This is a genomic window from Lysinibacillus canaveralius, from assembly GCF_047301505.1.
Taxonomy (GTDB): Bacteria; Bacillota; Bacilli; order Bacillales_A; family Planococcaceae; genus Lysinibacillus_B.
The window spans coordinates 2,855,411-2,871,948 of sequence record NZ_CP154840.1; the positions used below are offsets into that span (position 1 = coordinate 2,855,411).

Below are 16,538 nucleotides of genomic sequence, written 5' to 3' on the forward strand. Positions count from 1 at the left end.
AAATTAATCCTTACTCGCCTAGCAGCTTTTAGACTTTCGGAAAAACTTTCTTAAACATCGATTTCTATCCTATTCGTATATCAACAAACGATATAACAGCGTCTCCCAAATTGTTTTTAGAGAATTTTATGCAAAATGAGGGTCATATTATCATTTACGGCTCTTCAATAACTTTATTTAGTTTATTTTGATTTAATTAAAGTAAAGTTAAAAACCCATATCGTAAAATAAATAGATAACTCTTTCGTTATTCAATTACTAAACAATTAGTTCCACACTTCGTTCAATGTATGTCTAAATAATTCATCTAATAATTTTGTCGGATCCTTCAATTCAACATTAAGCGATTTAACATATTTCTCAATTCTTTTTATTTCATGTTCTATATAATTGTTAATTACTTCAACACGAGATTCAATGTCTAACTCATCTCCCTGTAACTTACGCTTTAAAAGATGTTCAACTTCGTTTTTCAATTCGCTATCAGGAATGATGTCTTCCAATAATTCTTGAAAGCGAATCGGCGGTGTCATATTATATTTCTCTATCCAATTACAGGCTAATAACGGCCGAAGTACATAAAAGTACTTTTTAATTTTTACTTGCTCTCCCTGTAAGTATTCACGATAATTATTTTTTGCCATATTTAAATAATGATGCAACATAGCATTGGGATAGAACACTTTAGATTCCAAAGATCTTATATTATCAACGAATGAATATTTTTGATAATAAAGTATATCGGATTTTAACCATTCTAAAAGAGGGGGGTTATTTTTTCTGAAAAGCCTTAGCGCTTTCGTAATTTCCCACCCACTTATATCTAATAAATCATTAATCGGCTCTTCAATTACATCTCTTTTTCCCCCAATCCCCTGTGGATCGATGGAAAGATACCATTCTGGTTGGTGAATATAAATAAATCGAATATCATAATCACTATCTTTTGAAGGAAAGCCCCAAGCCCTGCTTCCAGATTCAATGGCATATAAAATTTTCACTTGAAATTTCTCTTCTATTTCCAACAATTTTTTTACAATGATTTCATTCATTTGCATATCCCCTTATAAGCTCCGAAGAACAATTTCCATTTTTTATTCATTTCAACTTAACGCTTTAGGAAAGGGTTCGTCAATTAAATTAACAAGACTTTACAGAAAAGTTCTTATATTTCGTTCTCAATCAAATAACCAATCACTTTTGTCAATACGGCGTACAACTAAACATTGCATACATGGGGTCACGAACAGCAAGTTCAGTATCGTATCCAATTATCACTCTTTACACCACAATATTATGGAAAAGAGCACACCTATTAGTACCATTGCAAAAAAATTAGGACATAGAGGTCAGCTTCTCCAGCAGACCGCCATGTCCATTTAATAAAAAGATAGCGAGGGACGCCGCTTATATTTTCGACTCCCTCGCTAAAGACTTATAATTACTGGCGATATTTTTAAAGTGGTGGCATATCGGTGGCAAACGCCACCTTTTTCAACTTTTTAATGCCAACCAATATACCGCTAAACCTTGATACAGTAAGTATTATTTCGTATCGTCCATCTTCAGAACCGCCATGAATGCTTCCTGCGGTACTTCTACCGAACCGACCTGCTTCATGCGCTTCTTACCTTCTTTTTGCTTATCCAACAGCTTACGTTTACGAGAGATATCCCCGCCGTAACATTTTGCCAATACATTTTTACGAATGGCCTTGATTGTCGAACGGGCAATAATTTTTTGACCAACCGCCGCTTGTATCGGTACTTCGAACTGCTGGCGTGGAATAAGCTCTTTCAGCTTCTCTACGATCACTTTCCCTCGGTCATATGCAAAGTCCCGGTGAACGATAAAGCTTAGTGCATCGACCTGCTCGCCGTTCAATAGAATATCCATCTTCACAAGCTTCGATGGCTTGTAGCCAATCAGCTCATAATCAAATGATGCATAGCCTTTTGTATTAGACTTCAGATGATCGAAGAAATCGTAAACAATTTCCGAAAGCGGGATTTCATATTGAATCGATACACGTGTTGTATCAATATAATCCATCGTCATGAAGTTACCGCGCTTCATCTGGCAAAGTTCCATAACTGCCCCTACGTAATCATTCGGTACCATAATTGTCGCTTTCACATATGGTTCTTCAATACGGTCAATTTTTTGTGGATCTGGCATCATCGATGGGTTATCCACTTTGATTGATTCACCATCTGTCATATGCACCTCATAAATTACGGAAGGCGCTGTCGTAATTAGATCGATATTAAATTCACGTTCAATACGCTCTTGAATGATTTCCATGTGCAATAGACCCAGGAATCCACAGCGGAAACCGAACCCTAGTGCTTGAGAAGTCTCCGGTTCGTATTGTAATGCCGAGTCATTCAGCTCCAGCTTTTCCAATGCTTCACGTAAATCATTGTATTTTGCTGTGTCAATTGGGTAAAGACCACAATATACCATTGGATTCAATTTTCGATAACCCGGCAGAGGCTCCGCTGCCCCTTTCACAGCCGATGTAACCGTATCCCCTACACGCGTGTCCCCTACGTTTTTAATGGAAGCCGTTAAATAGCCTACATCCCCAACTGTAAGTTCTGCTTGCGGCACTGCTTTTGGTGTATGGATACCGACTTCGATAACTTCAAATTCTGCACCTGTCGCCATCATTTTAATTTTGTCGCCAGGCTTCACTGTACCGTTCATAATACGGATCGAGATGATAACTCCTTTATATGCGTCGTAAACAGAGTCAAAAATCAATGCTTGTAATGGTGCATCCGGATCTCCTTGTGGAGCGGGTACTTTCTCTACGATTTGCTCTAAAATATCTTCAATCCCAATTCCAGCCTTTGCGGAAGCAAGTACCGCCTCGGAAGCATCTAGACCGATAACGTCTTCTACTTCTTGACGCACACGCTCCGGATCAGCAGCCGGCAGGTCAATTTTATTGATAACCGGTAGAATTTCCAAGTCATTATCCAGCGCCAGATATACGTTTGCAAGCGTTTGCGCTTCAATCCCCTGTGCTGCATCCACTACAAGGATAGCTCCCTCACAGGCTGCTAAAGAACGCGATACTTCATACGTAAAGTCTACGTGTCCCGGTGTATCGATTAAATGGAACGTATATGTCTCTCCGTCTTTTGCTGTATATTTTAATTGAACGGCATTCAATTTAATCGTAATACCGCGCTCACGCTCTAAATCCATGGAATCCAGCAGCTGTGATTTCATTTCACGTTGTGTGACGGATTTCGTCTGCTCCAAAATACGGTCTGCCAGTGTTGACTTCCCGTGGTCAATATGCGCGATAATAGAGAAGTTACGGATATTCTCTTGTCGTTTTAAACGTTGTTCTCGATTCATGTATTTGTCCACTCCTATATCAATTACGCCTCGGCGTAATTGCGCCTAGACTTTAAGATGTGCCTATACAAGACACAGGTTTCCCTCCCCCTCACAAACAGGCTCGTTTCACCGCTCTCTTTAAAGTCCGTGACATCCACCGGAGGCAATAAATTCATTCAGCAGGCATTAATCCTCAATAAAAAATAGCCAAACTACATTTGGTTCCACTGCTGTCTCAATGGAAAATTTGGCTGAATGAATTTAAACTATACTGAATTATACTATGAACATCATAAAAACTACAACATTGGAACAGAAGGAATCCTGGCAAACCCGCCTTTTTCGTTCAGTAATGCATGAATTGTTCTAAAAAGCGATTTCTGATGGTTAAATATTTACACGAAACATCACCGGCTGCTCGAGAAGCTTACCAATAGTAAAAGGCATGAACTCGGGCGCTGCCGTTTTCATGCCTTTTCAGACTGCTATATTACGTGTTGTTCCACTTATTTAGATTTTAAAATGGGGTTTTCCTAAGTGTTCCTTTGTACTTCTTCATGGATATCCCTCTATACATTCATTGATAAGAAGGAGATCAGCTTTCCTGCAGTACTTTCGCTACCGCTTCTGATAAGACGGATAGTGTACGTGTCACTTCTTCCTCGGTATTATCTATCCCGCCTATCTCTACAAGCACCATTTGAGGGGAAAGATCTTGATTATAGATACCATCCACACCCTCACCCTCTTTTTTCATGACTCCTCGAGATATTCCAGGGATAATGCTGTTCATGACTGTATGAAGCTTTTCGGAGTAGGCAAGATTACTTTTATGATTCGCATGCTCCATCCCTACAACAAATGCCACTTTAGCATAAGAAAGATCACCAGCTGTTAATGTCGTTACTTTTTTGCCGGCTGAGTCACGGTGTACATCAAGAATCATATCATATGGCTGGAGGGCAACTTCATCAGCAATAAATGGACGAGCTACCTTATAAGCAGACGAAATCGTTTTACCTTGTTTTTTTAGCTCTGTCATCAAATCGACTGGCAAAGTTTTAGGTTGCAGCCCTTGGAAGGAAAGGTACTCCTCCATCATTTCACGCAGGGAGAAAATATTCAATTGCTCATTATATACTTCCTGCATGCCGGTACTTGCTTCCACGATAGGTTTATACGCTTCATGGGAGTGAGTAAATACGAGTAATACTTTTTTCTCCGGTACTGCTAATTCAGTAGAGGCATAAACTAGTTTTTGTTCTTTTGGCACATGAACCGATTCATATTCATTGTTTGGAAACGGTAGTTGCCCGGTAATAATCGGCATTAAAAATAGTATCAACAGAAAAAGTAGAAATCGTTTTATATTATTCATCGCACCATCTCCTCCCCCCTATCTTATGGAAGAGATGGTACGTTTAGAACGGTTTAAATAGCTTTAATCCAACGGAACAAGCTATTGCTGACAAGCATTGCATAATGCATTAGCCAGATGTCGCATTCTTTTGGTGTAACAATTAAACGTTCTCTATTTTGAAACGTTTCTTGAAGAAGCTGAACACGATCTCCCTTTGTCCATGTAGACCATTCTCCAAAAATCGGCTTCAGTAAATTATAGTCAATCGGTGTAGAGGCACTAGGCTGCCACGGTGTCACAGACAGCTTGCTTGACGGAGCATTTTTCTCGGCAATTTTGCCAGCAATCGTACGAAAAACGGTATCAATTGCATCTGCCAAAAGCACTGTCGCCTCTACTACTGTTGGGATACCTATAGCAGTAACAGGAACTCCGAGTGATTCCTTGGAAATTTCAGCCCTTTGATTCCCTACGCCGGAACCAGGATGGATCCCTGTATCTGTAAGTTGAATCGTGCGGCATAGACGTTCACTTGAACGAGTTGCGAGCGCATCAATGACGATTACCAAACCCGGCTTAATTTTATTGACAAGCGCTTCAACAAATTCCTTTGTTTCAAAGCCGGACTGTCCCGTTACACCCGGAGCATACATAATGAACTGTTCATTTCGTTCATCTTCAAAATGCTTTTGCATCGAATCGATTGCAACAGGTCCTACTGCATCAGGTGTGATCGTTTTATTGCCTAGGCCTATCACTAAAATCTTATCTTCTTTTGTAAGCTTTAACGGATCGTGAAGCGATTTTAAATGCTTGGTCAATACTTTTTCAAGCTGCTGCAGCCCTTCCGTATCTTCTACTGTTAGAGACGGGATAGATAATGTTGTATAAATACCTGCCTTTTTCTGGATCTGTGCCTCTCCTTCTTCATTTACACTAACCCTCGCAATCTTTACACGCTGTTCATCCCATTCTTCCATCAGGACACCGGCTGTTTTCTCCAGCGTACGCTTCTTTTCTTTTGATTGATGCTGCACAACTTGTTCCGATTCATCAATTAAATCTGTTCTGCTCCAATTTACTTCTGTCATAATTTCACCTCAAAAATCAGTATGTTCTAACTGTCAAGTAAATATTCTTTGCATTTATGTATTGCAATTCTCTTCTTCCTTTGGTAGAATGATTTTTGTTGTATTGACACATGAAACAAGTGAGAATACTCATCTCGTACCTATAATTAGGAGGTGAAAGTTATGCCAAACATTAAATCTGCTATCAAACGCGTAAAAGTTGCTGAGAAAGCAAACGCTGCAAACTCTCAAGCAAAATCAGCTATGCGTACAACTGTTAAGAAAGCTGAACAAGCGATCGCTACAGGTGCTGAAAACACACAAGAATTAGTAGTTGCTGCTTCTAAAGCTCTTGATAAAGCTGTTTCTAAAGGTCTTATCCATAAAAACGCAGCTGCTCGTAAAAAATCTCGTTTAGCTAAAAAAGCATAATGATGAACGATAAGGTCGGATGCCCAGGCATCCGGCCTTTTTACATACCGATGCTTCTATTATTCACCAAGCTCTAAAGATCTATTATAATAAAATGAGCTATTCCACAAAAAATTGATGGAATAGCTCATTTATATTCATCTCTTCTATTACTTTTGTGTCTGCACATATAATTACGCTTTTTTATCTGGGTCATCATATGATTGTAAGCGAGGTTCCGTTAGGGGAGGCTCAACAAAATCTGGTGATTCATCACGTTTAACGGCAAGGTCCCCATGTACCTTTTCAGGCTCAAAGGATATTTCTCCTTCCAAATACATAATAATCGCTCCTTCTTCGAGCTCCCTTTTGTACTCCGCTTTCTCTGACTCCGAAAGATCCATCACACTTAAACCGGTATCGTCATCTCCACCGAATAAATCAGCAAGCCAATTGTCTGTTTCGTGTGTTCGGATATTTGCGTCCCACTTCAGGCTGGCAAATTCCCTCGCATCTCTCGTAATGATATGAATCATTCGATTCGCTACCTGCATCTCTTCAAACTCTTCAAGTTTATCCAGCATTTCTTGTGTAGAATGAGCTACATAAATAACTCCCGTTTCCTTTTGCATACATACAGCCTCCTTATAAGATCAGCTATATTTTGTATACCCAAAAGCGAAAATCGGAAACTTCTTACAGTGGCTTCATTAGGAACATTTCAAGAAAACGTTCACGATTCCCACTGACTGATTTCAGCTGCAGATCAACATTCGCGAGACTATACAACGCCTGCAGGAGACGCTGCTCTGACGGTTTTTGACGTTGTTCTAACATCATTTTCACCCGGTATGGATGAATCTTTAGCTGCTTGGCGATCTGATGCTGTGCATACCCTTTTTTACTTAAATAGAAGACGTTGCTCATCGTTCGGATATTGGACGCAAGTAATCCAACAAGAGCAATCGGCTCCTCTTTCTGCCTCAGCAGATCATGGTAAATAGATAATGCCTCTCTTTGATTATGCGACAAATAAGCGTTCAGCATTTTAAAAGCATCATGCTCAAGTGTTTTCGCCACTAAATCTTCCACGAGCTCCACTGTAATTTCAATCTCTTCTCCCAAATATAAAGAGAGCTTTTCAATTTCCATCTGCAGCTGCAGCATATTAGCGCCTACCATTTCAACGAGCTTCACTGCCGCTTCATCTGAAATATCTTTTCCATATCCATTTACTTCTGTTTTTATCCAGCTGTACAAATCATTATCCTGTGGTGTTACCGCTTCCAAAACGAGTGCCTTCAGCTTCATCAGTTTCGTCACCTTTTTACGCTCGTCCAGTTTTTCATACGGGGCAATAAAAACCGTCACAGCTGTATCACTCGGATTACTCAGCCAAGTCTCAAGTCGTGGGATATTATGATCAATTTTCTCTTTTCCCTTTTCAGCAGCTTTCATAAAAGACGCGTTTTTGGCGATAATAAGCTTACGCTCTGTGAAAAACGGGATTGTATCCGCCTCATCAATCACGTAATCAAGCGGCTGTTCACTAAGGTCAAATTGCATAATATCGGCTTCTTCCTCATTACCCATTGCTTTTTTTAAACGTTTCACTGTTTCATCTATAAAATAGGATTCTTCTCCAACCAGTAAATAAACAGGTGCAAGTTGCCCGTTTTTTATATTTTGCCATGCTTTTGTAAAACTCACGGACAGTGGCCCCCTCTCGATTCTGTACCATCTAGTATACACTTTCGAGGGAGTTAATGTGAATATTTTAAGGCGAATTTGCGATTACTGGTACTGTGAAATTATTGCTTTAGATATAGATTTTTACTAGGCGTTGACTTATAATGATGGAAGAGTAGGAGGGATATTTATGGCAGGACATTCTGATCCAAATTACGTGACAGAAAACCCATTCGAGGGACGCGGACGCGCAATGCAAGGGAACGACTTCCCAGATGCAGCAATCGGTTTCGTAGTTTCATTCGGATTCTTTGCTACAATGTTCATCATTGCGGTAATTGTAGAAGTGGCTATGCGTTAAGTTAACGTATAAGAAAAGGGCGTATCTTAAAGGCAGCATGCTTTTAAGATACGCCCTTTTACTTTATTGCCTTCGCATCCTCACGCCTTTTTTATTCACTCTAATTTCTATGGTACCTTCCTGTCCAGTCGTCATAAAAGGCAAATCCCTGCCTGTAAACCGTTCAACTACTTCCTCATGTGGATGACCATACCGATTATCCTTGCCGGCCATGAAAATAGTAAGAGCAGGACTCGTATGAATAATGAATGATTCACTGCTTGAGGTTTTACTTCCATGATGACCAGCCTTTAAAACATCTATCTCTGCGATTTCCGAGCCTTCTCGTTCTATAATAGCCTTTTCTCCATCTTCTTCTAAATCGCCTGTAAAGAGCGCTTTAAACGTCCCATACGTCATTAGCAATGTAAGGGAGTCATTATTTCCTTCATATTCGGTGTCTGTTGGCCAAATATATTTGAATTGAACGTTCGCTTTTTTCCAGCCTCCCCCTGCCATCTGCTCTTTTATAGGGATTTTTTGCTTCTTTGCCTCTTGTAATAAATCCTTCATTACTCCCTTTTTATAAGAACCTGGTGTAATATGAATTTCCCCTACCCTTATTTCCTTCACTACTTCTTCCGCTCCTTCTACATGGTCTGCATCCGCATGCGTGATAATCAATTTATCGATGGCTGCAATACCCTTTCCTTTCAAATATGGAACTACCACTTGTGCACCCACTTCGTATGCATTCCTTCTCTCTTTCCAAGGCTCCTGACTAAATCTTAAGAGCCCGCCTGTATCAATCAAATAGACACCGCGTCTATTGGGCAACTCAATTAAAACAGCGTCTCCCTGCCCTACATTAATAAAGGTCACAACGGCATCCCCCTCCATATAATGACTGGCATGAAACAGAATGGCCGGCACAAGCAGGTAGACACCCGCCTGCGGAAATTGCATATTCTTCGTCAGTACTATCAGTGTCACAAAAACACCTGTATATAAAATAAGCAGCCATATGCCCGTTGGTTTTCCAGGTACCCACATCTGATACGGGATATTCTGTAAATACAAAATCAACTCTGTCAAAAACGCTCTAACGGGTTCATATAAGCTAAATAACAAGTTCCCCATAGGCCCCGGTAAAAACGAGACAGCCAGCAGCAGTAAATTAATTGGCAAAATAATAAATGAAAAGAGAGGAACAAAAACAATATTAGCAATAAAAGAAGATAGACTAACCTCGTAAAAATGATAGAGCAGGAGCGGATAGGTGAGCAGCTGACAAACAAAAGTCATAAGAAATCCCTGCATCCACCACGTATTTGCCCTTGCTAGAATTGGACCTGAGAACACAAGGCTTGCCGTAGCTAAGTAAGATAGCTGAAATCCAACCTGATAAATAGCACCTGGCTGCCATAACACGAAAACAATGAAACTAATGGCCAGCGCATCGTCCATTGGCAGACGCCAGCGAAAGTACTTGGCCAGCATCACAAGCTCTACAACTAAAACAGCTCTCCATACGGACGGTGCACCCCCTGCCAGCAAGGCATATACCGGCAGAATGATAAGAAGAAGGAATGCAGCATATTCACGACGCATCCTCATCCGCAGCATGCCTTGGAAAAAGAGCAATGAGACAAGGGCAATATGCAGCCCAGAGATGGCAAACAAATGCGTAATACCGAGCTTCTGATAAGCACGTTCTATTTCTGCCTCTACTCCTTCGTTGACGCCAATCAGCAGTGCCTGCGCTTCAGCAGATAATGAAGCGGGAAATGTCCTCTCAATATGTTGGCTTAACTGAAACCGCTGCTTGTAAATACTCTGTAAAATTGTCTTTTTTTCTTCGATTCTTTTTAATGAAGACACCTCAAAAATGCCAAGTGCTCCTTTACTCTTCAAATAATCCCCCATAAAAAAACTATAGCGGTGATTAGGCTGTGCTGGTTCTGCCATTTCTCCTTCCACTAAAAAAATCATTCCAGCAAGCGGGACCGCCTCGTACTGTCGCTTTTCTTTTTCAGACTGAAATGTATAGACAATATAAATAGAACGCCCCTGTGTATCCTTCATCAGGCCCCTCAGTGTTTGTCCGTTGATTGTATACGTATCTGTAAAAGTCAGCGATACAGGGTGCTCTAATGGGCTTTCAAGCTTTTCTAGCTGCCAGCTAATAAAACCAAACGCTAGCAGCCCCACTCCCCCCAGCGCGAGTATATGAAGGCTGTGAAATCCACGATACCAGCATAGCGCTCCAATCAAGCCCAGAAAACACAAAAGCCCTACCGATTCATGTGCCGCTATAGCAGCAACTAAAACCGATAAGGCATAATAGATCCATTTATGCTCTAAGTAATTGACCAAATAATTGGTTCACCTTCTCTTCATAAGGGAACAATTCTTCATGTGAAGCACCAAGCTCACGCATCTTTTGCAGCATATCAATGGCCAGCTGCAGTTTTTCATCCATTAAAAAATCGATTTTGGCTTCATCGAATGGAATATGTACGACATTAACACCTGCTTTTTCAAAAAGCTCAAGTGCATATGGATTGTTTTTGTAATCCTTCGCATAGTACACATTTTTAATACCTGCCTGAATGACCGTCTTTGAACATGGCAAACAAGGAAAATGTGTGACATACAAATCTGCGCCGTTTGCCGGCGTACCATACTTTGCACACTGCAATAACGCATTTGTTTCTGCATGAATTGTCCGTACACAATGGTTGTCCACTACATAGCACCCTTGATCGATACAATGCTCATCGCCTGAAATCGAGCCATTATAGCCCCCAGCAATGATACGCTTTTCCCTTACAATTGTTGCACCGACCGCCAATCTCGTACATGTGCTCCGCAATGCCAATAGATGACTCTGTGCCATGAAAAACTGATCCCATGTTATTCGCTCCATATGACTACCTCCAATGTTGTCTTATTGTTAGTTTAGTCAAAATGAATGCGCATGGCAATGTTCCAATTTTTCAAATACCGCTTATTTTATGTCAATCAAATCTTTTAACTGTCCAAAAGTCTTATCCCCAATGCCTGAAACTTCTTTCAAGCCTTCTATCGTTTGAAACGCTCCCTGTTCTTCCCGGTGCGAAATAATCGCTTTCGCTTTAGCTGGGCCGATTCCCGGTAACGTTGTCAGCTGTGTTTCATCAGCTGTATTGATGTTCACTTTTCCATGATCAGAAGCATCGTTAATATTATTAACCGCTGTAAAGTCTTGAATAGTAATCTCCTGCTCCTCGCCTTTTTGCGGAATATAAATTACCATTTCATCCTGCAGTTTTTGAGCATGGTTAATAAGGGAAGGATTTGCTTCTTCTATATACCCGCCAGCAAGCGTAATGGCATCTACTACACGATCTTCCTCTGTCAGCGTATAGACACCAGGGTAGTTTACTGCTCCTTTAACATCTACCAGTACCTGCAGCGGCTCACTTTCTTCAGCAGCGTCCTGCTGGAGCTGAGTTTGCGGTTCAGCCTGTACAGGTTCAGCTTCTGTAATTAATTCAAAAGAGGATTGTTCTTCACGCTGCATATAGACAAAAACAAATACACCAGCGACACAAAGAATGCTGGGCATTAGCACTCTTTTTCCATACTTTGCAATGAGATTTTTTAAAATAAAAAACATCCTTTCTCAGAAGGCAAATCATATGGAGTCACCTCCAATATACATAATTTGCCTTCTTTTGAAAAGATGCTATTTTACTGCTCTTATAAAAATTCTTTCATTTTCTTCAGTCGGTGCTTCCGGTAACCAGTCAGCTGTAACATGAACTTCAGAGAAACCAATCTCTTTCAGCCACGCAGCATACTGTTTCGGTGCGAAGGTACGCTGGAAATGCTCTTCATCGAAACGCTCGTACAAGCCTTCTTCCCCTTCTACATAAAAGCACAGCTGGTGATAGACGGAGTGTTCATACTCTCCCGGCTCCGTATGCCAAATATATGTAACATGTCCATCATCATACGTAAAGGGGCCATCCATAAAGATTTCATCCATCTTGAATAATGAATGAACATCAAAGAATAACTGCCCGCCGTCTCTTAATGCTGTATATATACGGCTTAATGTTTCATATACCGCTTTTTCCTCTGTTACATAATTAAGTGAATCAATTGGAATAACTGCTACATCAATATTCTCAAAGCCTTCCAGTTCATCCATCGACATAGCAAAGTACGGAATCGATTTACCTGCTTCTTCTGTACGGGCATTAGCAATCATCAGCATATCTTCTGATAGGTCGACGCCGCTAACTCTGTAGCCAGCGGTGTCGAACTTCAGTGCAAGATTGCCTGTACCACACCCAATATCAAGCAATGTCGGATACTTACCTGCCGGAGCATGCAGCATCACCCACTCTACATACTCGTCATACGGCAAGTCTGTCATCAACTCATCATAAATATATGCAAAACTGAGATAACTACTCATCTGCAGACACTTCTAGCTGTGGTGCATCTCCCCAAAGGCGCTCTAAATTGTAGAAAGCACGCTCATCTTTATGGAAGATGTGAGCTACTACATCCCCTAGATCTACTAGAATCCAGCGGGCTGTATCGAAGCCTTCGACGCGTTTCACTTCATGGCCGTTTTCTACTGCCTTTTCTTGAATTTCCCGGGCAATCGCCTGTACTTGGCGATCTGAATTCCCGTGACAAATGATAAAGTAATCTGCCAACAGAGAAATTCCTTGCATGTTCAGAACAACGATATCCTCTGCGTGTTTATCATCTGCTGCTTTATAAGAAAGCTGTAATAAAGTTTCATTCATATATTAAAGTTCCTCTCCTAAATAGTCATTATAGCATTCGATTGATAAAGGGTAGATCGGAAGCTCTGCCGTTACTAGAAACGAAATGGAATGATGAATACATGCTCTCATGGCCTGCTGTAAATCCCCTTCCGCTGTTTGACGCAAAAGCTCTATTCCAGGATATTTACGATTCGGCTCAATCATATCTGCAATATATACGATCTGCTCCAAGCGGCTCATTCCAGCACGTCCTGTCGTATGATAACGCATCGCATTCAGGATATCTTGATCTTTGATTCCCAGCTCATGCTCTGCGCGGTATGCCGCAATTGGTCCATGGAGAATTTCTGAACCCCATGGAAGCAGGCGTACATCAAGTCCATTTTCACGCACGATTGCCCGCATTGCATCTTCATCTTCATATTTTGCCAAGTCATGAAGAATGGCAGCTATTTCCGCTTTTTTTGTATCTTCTCCATACTTCTTTGCCAGGAAAATGGCTGTCTCCATTACACCTATCGTATGAATATAACGCTTTTCCGGCATTCGCGGACGAATATACTCAAGCAAAGCTTCACGCTCCATATAACCCTTCCTTTCGAATAAAAGCCTCCACCGGCTTCGGTAATAAATATCTTACTGTCTTTCCTGCTGCAAATCGTTCTCGTAATAAAGTGGATGAAAGGTCAATCTCAGGGGCATCTATCATCAAAACCGGATACTCTGTTACTGCTTCACTGCCCGGTCGTCTAATTCCTACAAACGTTACAATTTGTATAAGATCCTCAATCCGGTACCACGTATGCAAATGGTCAATGCTATCTCCGCCGATGATGAAGCAAAACTCAACTTCTGATTCTTGCTGGGCCATCGTTTTCATCGTATCAAAGGTATACGAAAGACCGCCGCGCTCTAATTCAAATGTCTCCAGCGTAAAATGAGGAGCATCTGCAATTGCCAGTTCGACCATTTTCTTACGCTGTTCATCAGTGGCACCGCTTGATTCTTTATGCGGGGGAACAGCATTTGGCATAAACCGCACTTCATCAAGACTAAGTGCATCAAATGCTTCACTTGCCATCATTAAATGTCCGATATGTGGAGGATTGAAGGTCCCTCCCAAAATACCGACCTTCTTCATGCTCACTCACCTTACTTTTTATCTGCTTTTGGTAGTACGATTTTCTTGTTATTTCGTGATTCTTTATAAAGAACGACCGTCAACCCAATCAGCTGAACCAATTCTGCACGTGTACCAGCAGCTAATGCTTCTGCTACTTCGTGTTTATCGTCTTCACAATTATCCAATATACGTACTTTAATCAATTCACGTGCTTCCAATACGTCACGCAGTTGGCGCAGCATTTGATCGTTTACGCCGCCTTTCCCTACTTGGAAAATTGGGTCTAAATGATGTGCCTCAGCACGTAAAAAGCGTTTTTGTTTACCTGTTAACATAAAAATTATTTTCCTCCTAATTGCTCTGTCAGACGAGCAATCATTCCATTTGTATTTGGGTACTCACCAAGCCAGTATTGGTAAGCAATTGCCCCTTGATGAACGAACATACCAAGTCCATTCACGATTTTCGCACCTTTTTCTTCAGCCGCAAGTAGAAATGGCGTCATTAATGGATTATACACAATATCCGCTGCAATTGCGCCTGCCGGAAACTTTTCAAGAGAGAATGGAAGGTTAAAATTGCCAGTACTCATGCCAGCAGGTGTCGTCTGAATAAAGATTTTATACATATCTAGTGTGCTTTCTGCTTCTTCAAGCGATACAGCCTGCCCTTCTCCCATCTCCTGTATAATTGCTTCTGCATTCTCCATTGTACGGTTGGCTATTGTAATAGATGTATACCCTGCCTGTTGAAGAGCAAAAGCGATACCTCTTGCTGCTCCACCTGCTCCTATTAAAAGCAGCCGCTGCTTTCGATGCTCTGTGCCGATTGCTTCTTCCAGTGACTTCACAAAACCAGGACCGTCTGTGTTATACCCTTTCAGCCTGCCATCTTTCAGCCGAACAACTGTATTGACTGCACCCATCTTTCGTGCCAACTCATCTAACTCGTCTAAAAATGGAATGATCGATTGTTTATGAGGAATCGTTACGTTCCAACCGCTTGCACCAAGCAGTCTCAATGATTGAACCGCCTGCTTCAAGTCCCCCTCCTTCACATGGAGTGGAATATAGGCTGCATCTACTCCTGTTTCTTCATACCACGCATGATGCATGTTTGGAGATTTGGACTGTGCAATCGGATCTCCAATGACCGCAAACCACTTTTTCATCTCAACTCATCCTTTTCAATTGACTATGTGCAACAATTATATTGCTTCTATTCATATGGCTGAAGTATATCCATGACAGAAAAGGCGTTGTAGAATACTTCTCCAGCCTTATTTCATGTTAAAGCGTTAGATCAACGAAGGGCGGATAAACACTTGTACCCCTTTTGGTGCATAAGCGGCTACTACAACATTGGGATGCTGTACGGTAACCCAGCCAAGTCCTGAGATTACAACATCTGTTTTTCCTTCTTTGATAGAGAATTCATGTCGAGTTAGCTCCGGCAGCTTATCAATATGCGCAGCTGTTGGAGGAGCTAAGAGCTCTCCTTTATGCTCAGCATATAAATTGTCCGCCTTCTCACGCTTCGTACGATGGATTGGCAGATCATTTGCTACATGCACTGTAAATGCGGAGCGCTCTCCTTTAATGAAATCAAATCGTGCTAAGGCGCCAATAAACAATGTCTGCCCTTCATTTTGCTGGTATACTTTTGGCTTAATTTCTTTTTTCGGCATAATATATTTTAACTCAGTTGCGTCTAAATAATGTGCCATTTGGTGATGATTGATAATTCCCGGTGTATCATATAGCGCAGATCCATCATCAAGCGGTATTTCAATCATATCAAGCGTTGTTCCCGGGAAATGAGAGGTTGTAATAACTTCTCCTTCACCTGTCGCCTGTTTGATGATGCGATTGATGAACGTAGACTTTCCAACATTTGTACAGCCGACGACAAATACATCCTGACCTTTACGGTATTGTTCAATTGCATCCGTTACCTCAGCCATCCCTTTTCCTTTATGAGCCGATACAAGCATCACATCGATCGGATTCAGCCCAAGCGCCTTCGCTTCACGCTTAAGCCAATTGACTACCTTGTTTGCCTTTACTGATTTAGGGAGCAAGTCGGCTTTATTGGCAACAAGCAATACCGGATTTTTGCCAACAAATCGGTGTAAGCCAGGCAGCCAGCTTCCATTAAAGTCAAATATGTCTACGATTTTTACGATAAGTCCTTTTTGCTCTCCAAGGCCGTTTAATATACGTAAAAAATCGTCATCCGTTAAGCTTACCGGCTGGATTTCATTGTAGTTTTTCAGGCGGAAGCAGCGCTGGCAAATAATCGTCTCTTTTTCGAGAGAAGAAGGCGGTGCATATCCTAATCCATTTTTATCTTCTGTCTGAATTACTGCTCCACAGCCAATACAGTTTGGCATTTCATTCAT

The 16,538-nt window shown here is 41.3% G+C and carries 18 protein-coding genes; 2 read left to right on the forward strand and 16 right to left on the reverse strand.

The features are described 5' to 3' along the window. Positions 1-266 precede the first annotated feature (266 nt). The 4 genes from AA0Y26_RS14560 to gpr all read right to left on the reverse strand — a co-directional run bounded on the left by AA0Y26_RS14560 (position 267) and on the right by gpr (position 5,805). Positions 267-1,052: a nucleotidyltransferase domain-containing protein gene (locus tag AA0Y26_RS14560; protein WP_413362809.1), complete on the reverse strand. Its 786-nt coding sequence runs from the start codon at positions 1,050-1,052 to the stop codon at positions 267-269. 493 nt (positions 1,053-1,545) lie between these two features. Continuing rightward, positions 1,546-3,372 (reverse strand): translation elongation factor 4, encoded by a 1,827-nt coding sequence (gene lepA, locus AA0Y26_RS14565; protein WP_413362810.1) that lies wholly within the window; start codon positions 3,370-3,372, stop codon positions 1,546-1,548. Positions 3,373-3,949: 577 nt separating this feature from the next. Next, complete coding sequence (spoIIP, locus tag AA0Y26_RS14570; RefSeq protein WP_413362811.1) at positions 3,950-4,732, reverse strand: stage II sporulation protein P; 783 nt, start codon at positions 4,730-4,732, stop codon at positions 3,950-3,952. A gap of 53 nt (positions 4,733-4,785) precedes the next feature. After that, entirely contained in the window at positions 4,786-5,805 is a 1,020-nt protein-coding gene (gene gpr, locus AA0Y26_RS14575; protein ID WP_413362812.1) for a GPR endopeptidase, read from the reverse strand. A 162-nt stretch (positions 5,806-5,967) separates the two neighbouring features. Here gpr and rpsT point away from each other — a divergent pair, with 162 nt between their 5' ends. Further along, positions 5,968-6,216, forward strand: a complete 249-nt coding sequence (gene rpsT / locus AA0Y26_RS14580; RefSeq protein WP_413362813.1) for a 30S ribosomal protein S20 — start codon at positions 5,968-5,970, stop codon at positions 6,214-6,216. Positions 6,217-6,389: 173 nt separating this feature from the next. On the opposite strand, the gene AA0Y26_RS14585 is transcribed toward rpsT, so the two are convergent. Beyond that, positions 6,390-6,827: a hypothetical protein gene (locus AA0Y26_RS14585; RefSeq protein WP_413362814.1), complete on the reverse strand. Its 438-nt coding sequence runs from the start codon at positions 6,825-6,827 to the stop codon at positions 6,390-6,392. A gap of 64 nt (positions 6,828-6,891) precedes the next feature. After that, entirely contained in the window at positions 6,892-7,905 is a 1,014-nt protein-coding gene (holA, locus tag AA0Y26_RS14590) for a DNA polymerase III subunit delta (RefSeq protein WP_413362815.1), read from the reverse strand. Positions 7,906-8,074: 169 nt separating this feature from the next. Here holA and AA0Y26_RS14595 point away from each other — a divergent pair, with 169 nt between their 5' ends. After that, positions 8,075-8,245: a YqzM family protein gene (locus AA0Y26_RS14595; protein WP_413362816.1), complete on the forward strand. Its 171-nt coding sequence runs from the start codon at positions 8,075-8,077 to the stop codon at positions 8,243-8,245. 63 nt (positions 8,246-8,308) lie between these two features. On the opposite strand, the gene AA0Y26_RS14600 is transcribed toward AA0Y26_RS14595, so the two are convergent. From AA0Y26_RS14600 to yqeH, 10 genes are all read right to left on the reverse strand, one after another. Beyond that, the gene (locus AA0Y26_RS14600) at positions 8,309-10,600 is read right to left on the reverse strand and encodes a DNA internalization-related competence protein ComEC/Rec2 (protein WP_413362817.1); all 2,292 of its coding nucleotides are present in this window, start codon (positions 10,598-10,600) and stop codon (positions 8,309-8,311) included. Further along, positions 10,578-11,153: a ComE operon protein 2 gene (locus AA0Y26_RS14605; protein WP_413362818.1), complete on the reverse strand. Its 576-nt coding sequence runs from the start codon at positions 11,151-11,153 to the stop codon at positions 10,578-10,580. The genes AA0Y26_RS14600 and AA0Y26_RS14605 overlap by 23 nt, the downstream gene beginning before the upstream one ends. 81 nt (positions 11,154-11,234) lie before the next feature. Further along, positions 11,235-11,834, reverse strand: a complete 600-nt coding sequence (locus AA0Y26_RS14610) for a helix-hairpin-helix domain-containing protein (protein WP_413362819.1) — start codon at positions 11,832-11,834, stop codon at positions 11,235-11,237. 120 nt (positions 11,835-11,954) lie between these two features. Then, positions 11,955-12,692: a class I SAM-dependent DNA methyltransferase gene (locus AA0Y26_RS14615; protein WP_413362820.1), complete on the reverse strand. Its 738-nt coding sequence runs from the start codon at positions 12,690-12,692 to the stop codon at positions 11,955-11,957. Next, positions 12,685-13,032 carry a ribosome silencing factor gene (gene rsfS, locus AA0Y26_RS14620; RefSeq protein WP_413362821.1) on the reverse strand — a complete coding sequence of 116 codons (348 nt, stop codon included), beginning with the start codon at positions 13,030-13,032 and terminating at the stop codon, positions 12,685-12,687. The genes AA0Y26_RS14615 and rsfS overlap by 8 nt, the downstream gene beginning before the upstream one ends. Before the next feature lie 3 nt (positions 13,033-13,035). Beyond that, positions 13,036-13,599: a bis(5'-nucleosyl)-tetraphosphatase (symmetrical) YqeK gene (gene yqeK / locus AA0Y26_RS14625; RefSeq protein ID WP_413362822.1), complete on the reverse strand. Its 564-nt coding sequence runs from the start codon at positions 13,597-13,599 to the stop codon at positions 13,036-13,038. Then, positions 13,589-14,155, reverse strand: a complete 567-nt coding sequence (locus AA0Y26_RS14630; protein ID WP_413362823.1) for a nicotinate-nucleotide adenylyltransferase — start codon at positions 14,153-14,155, stop codon at positions 13,589-13,591. The genes yqeK and AA0Y26_RS14630 overlap by 11 nt, the downstream gene beginning before the upstream one ends. A gap of 11 nt (positions 14,156-14,166) precedes the next feature. Further along, positions 14,167-14,472 (reverse strand): ribosome assembly RNA-binding protein YhbY, encoded by a 306-nt coding sequence (gene yhbY, locus AA0Y26_RS14635; protein WP_413362824.1) that lies wholly within the window; start codon positions 14,470-14,472, stop codon positions 14,167-14,169. A 5-nt stretch (positions 14,473-14,477) separates the two neighbouring features. Beyond that, on the reverse strand, positions 14,478-15,308 hold the full coding sequence (gene aroE / locus AA0Y26_RS14640; protein WP_413362825.1) for a shikimate dehydrogenase: 831 nt from the start codon (positions 15,306-15,308) through the stop codon (positions 14,478-14,480). 126 nt (positions 15,309-15,434) lie between these two features. Then, positions 15,435-16,538 carry a ribosome biogenesis GTPase YqeH gene (gene yqeH / locus AA0Y26_RS14645; protein ID WP_413362826.1) on the reverse strand — a complete coding sequence of 368 codons (1,104 nt, stop codon included), beginning with the start codon at positions 16,536-16,538 and terminating at the stop codon, positions 15,435-15,437.

What these genes read in the sequence shown, in the direction of transcription:
- AA0Y26_RS14560 (WP_413362809.1), bottom strand. Translation starts at nt 1,052, where the DNA reads ATGAATGAAATCATTGTAAAAAAATTGTTGGAAATAGAAGAGAAATTT.
- lepA (WP_413362810.1), bottom strand. Translation starts at nt 3,372, where the DNA reads ATGAATCGAGAACAACGTTTAAAACGACAAGAGAATATCCGTAACTTC.
- spoIIP (WP_413362811.1), bottom strand. Translation starts at nt 4,732, where the DNA reads ATGAATAATATAAAACGATTTCTACTTTTTCTGTTGATACTATTTTTA.
- gpr (WP_413362812.1), bottom strand. Translation starts at nt 5,805, where the DNA reads ATGACAGAAGTAAATTGGAGCAGAACAGATTTAATTGATGAATCGGAA.
- rpsT (WP_413362813.1), top strand. Translation starts at nt 5,968, where the DNA reads ATGCCAAACATTAAATCTGCTATCAAACGCGTAAAAGTTGCTGAGAAA.
- AA0Y26_RS14585 (WP_413362814.1), bottom strand. Translation starts at nt 6,827, where the DNA reads ATGCAAAAGGAAACGGGAGTTATTTATGTAGCTCATTCTACACAAGAA.
- AA0Y26_RS14595 (WP_413362816.1), top strand. Translation starts at nt 8,075, where the DNA reads ATGGCAGGACATTCTGATCCAAATTACGTGACAGAAAACCCATTCGAG.
- AA0Y26_RS14605 (WP_413362818.1), bottom strand. Translation starts at nt 11,153, where the DNA reads ATGGAGCGAATAACATGGGATCAGTTTTTCATGGCACAGAGTCATCTA.
- AA0Y26_RS14610 (WP_413362819.1), bottom strand. Translation starts at nt 11,834, where the DNA reads ATGCCCAGCATTCTTTGTGTCGCTGGTGTATTTGTTTTTGTCTATATG.
- AA0Y26_RS14615 (WP_413362820.1), bottom strand. Translation starts at nt 12,692, where the DNA reads ATGAGTAGTTATCTCAGTTTTGCATATATTTATGATGAGTTGATGACA.
- rsfS (WP_413362821.1), bottom strand. Translation starts at nt 13,032, where the DNA reads ATGAATGAAACTTTATTACAGCTTTCTTATAAAGCAGCAGATGATAAA.
- yqeK (WP_413362822.1), bottom strand. Translation starts at nt 13,599, where the DNA reads ATGGAGCGTGAAGCTTTGCTTGAGTATATTCGTCCGCGAATGCCGGAA.
- AA0Y26_RS14630 (WP_413362823.1), bottom strand. Translation starts at nt 14,155, where the DNA reads ATGAAGAAGGTCGGTATTTTGGGAGGGACCTTCAATCCTCCACATATC.
- yhbY (WP_413362824.1), bottom strand. Translation starts at nt 14,472, where the DNA reads ATGTTAACAGGTAAACAAAAACGCTTTTTACGTGCTGAGGCACATCAT.
- aroE (WP_413362825.1), bottom strand. Translation starts at nt 15,308, where the DNA reads ATGAAAAAGTGGTTTGCGGTCATTGGAGATCCGATTGCACAGTCCAAA.
- yqeH (WP_413362826.1), bottom strand. Translation starts at nt 16,538, where the DNA reads ATGAATGAAATGCCAAACTGTATTGGCTGTGGAGCAGTAATTCAGACA.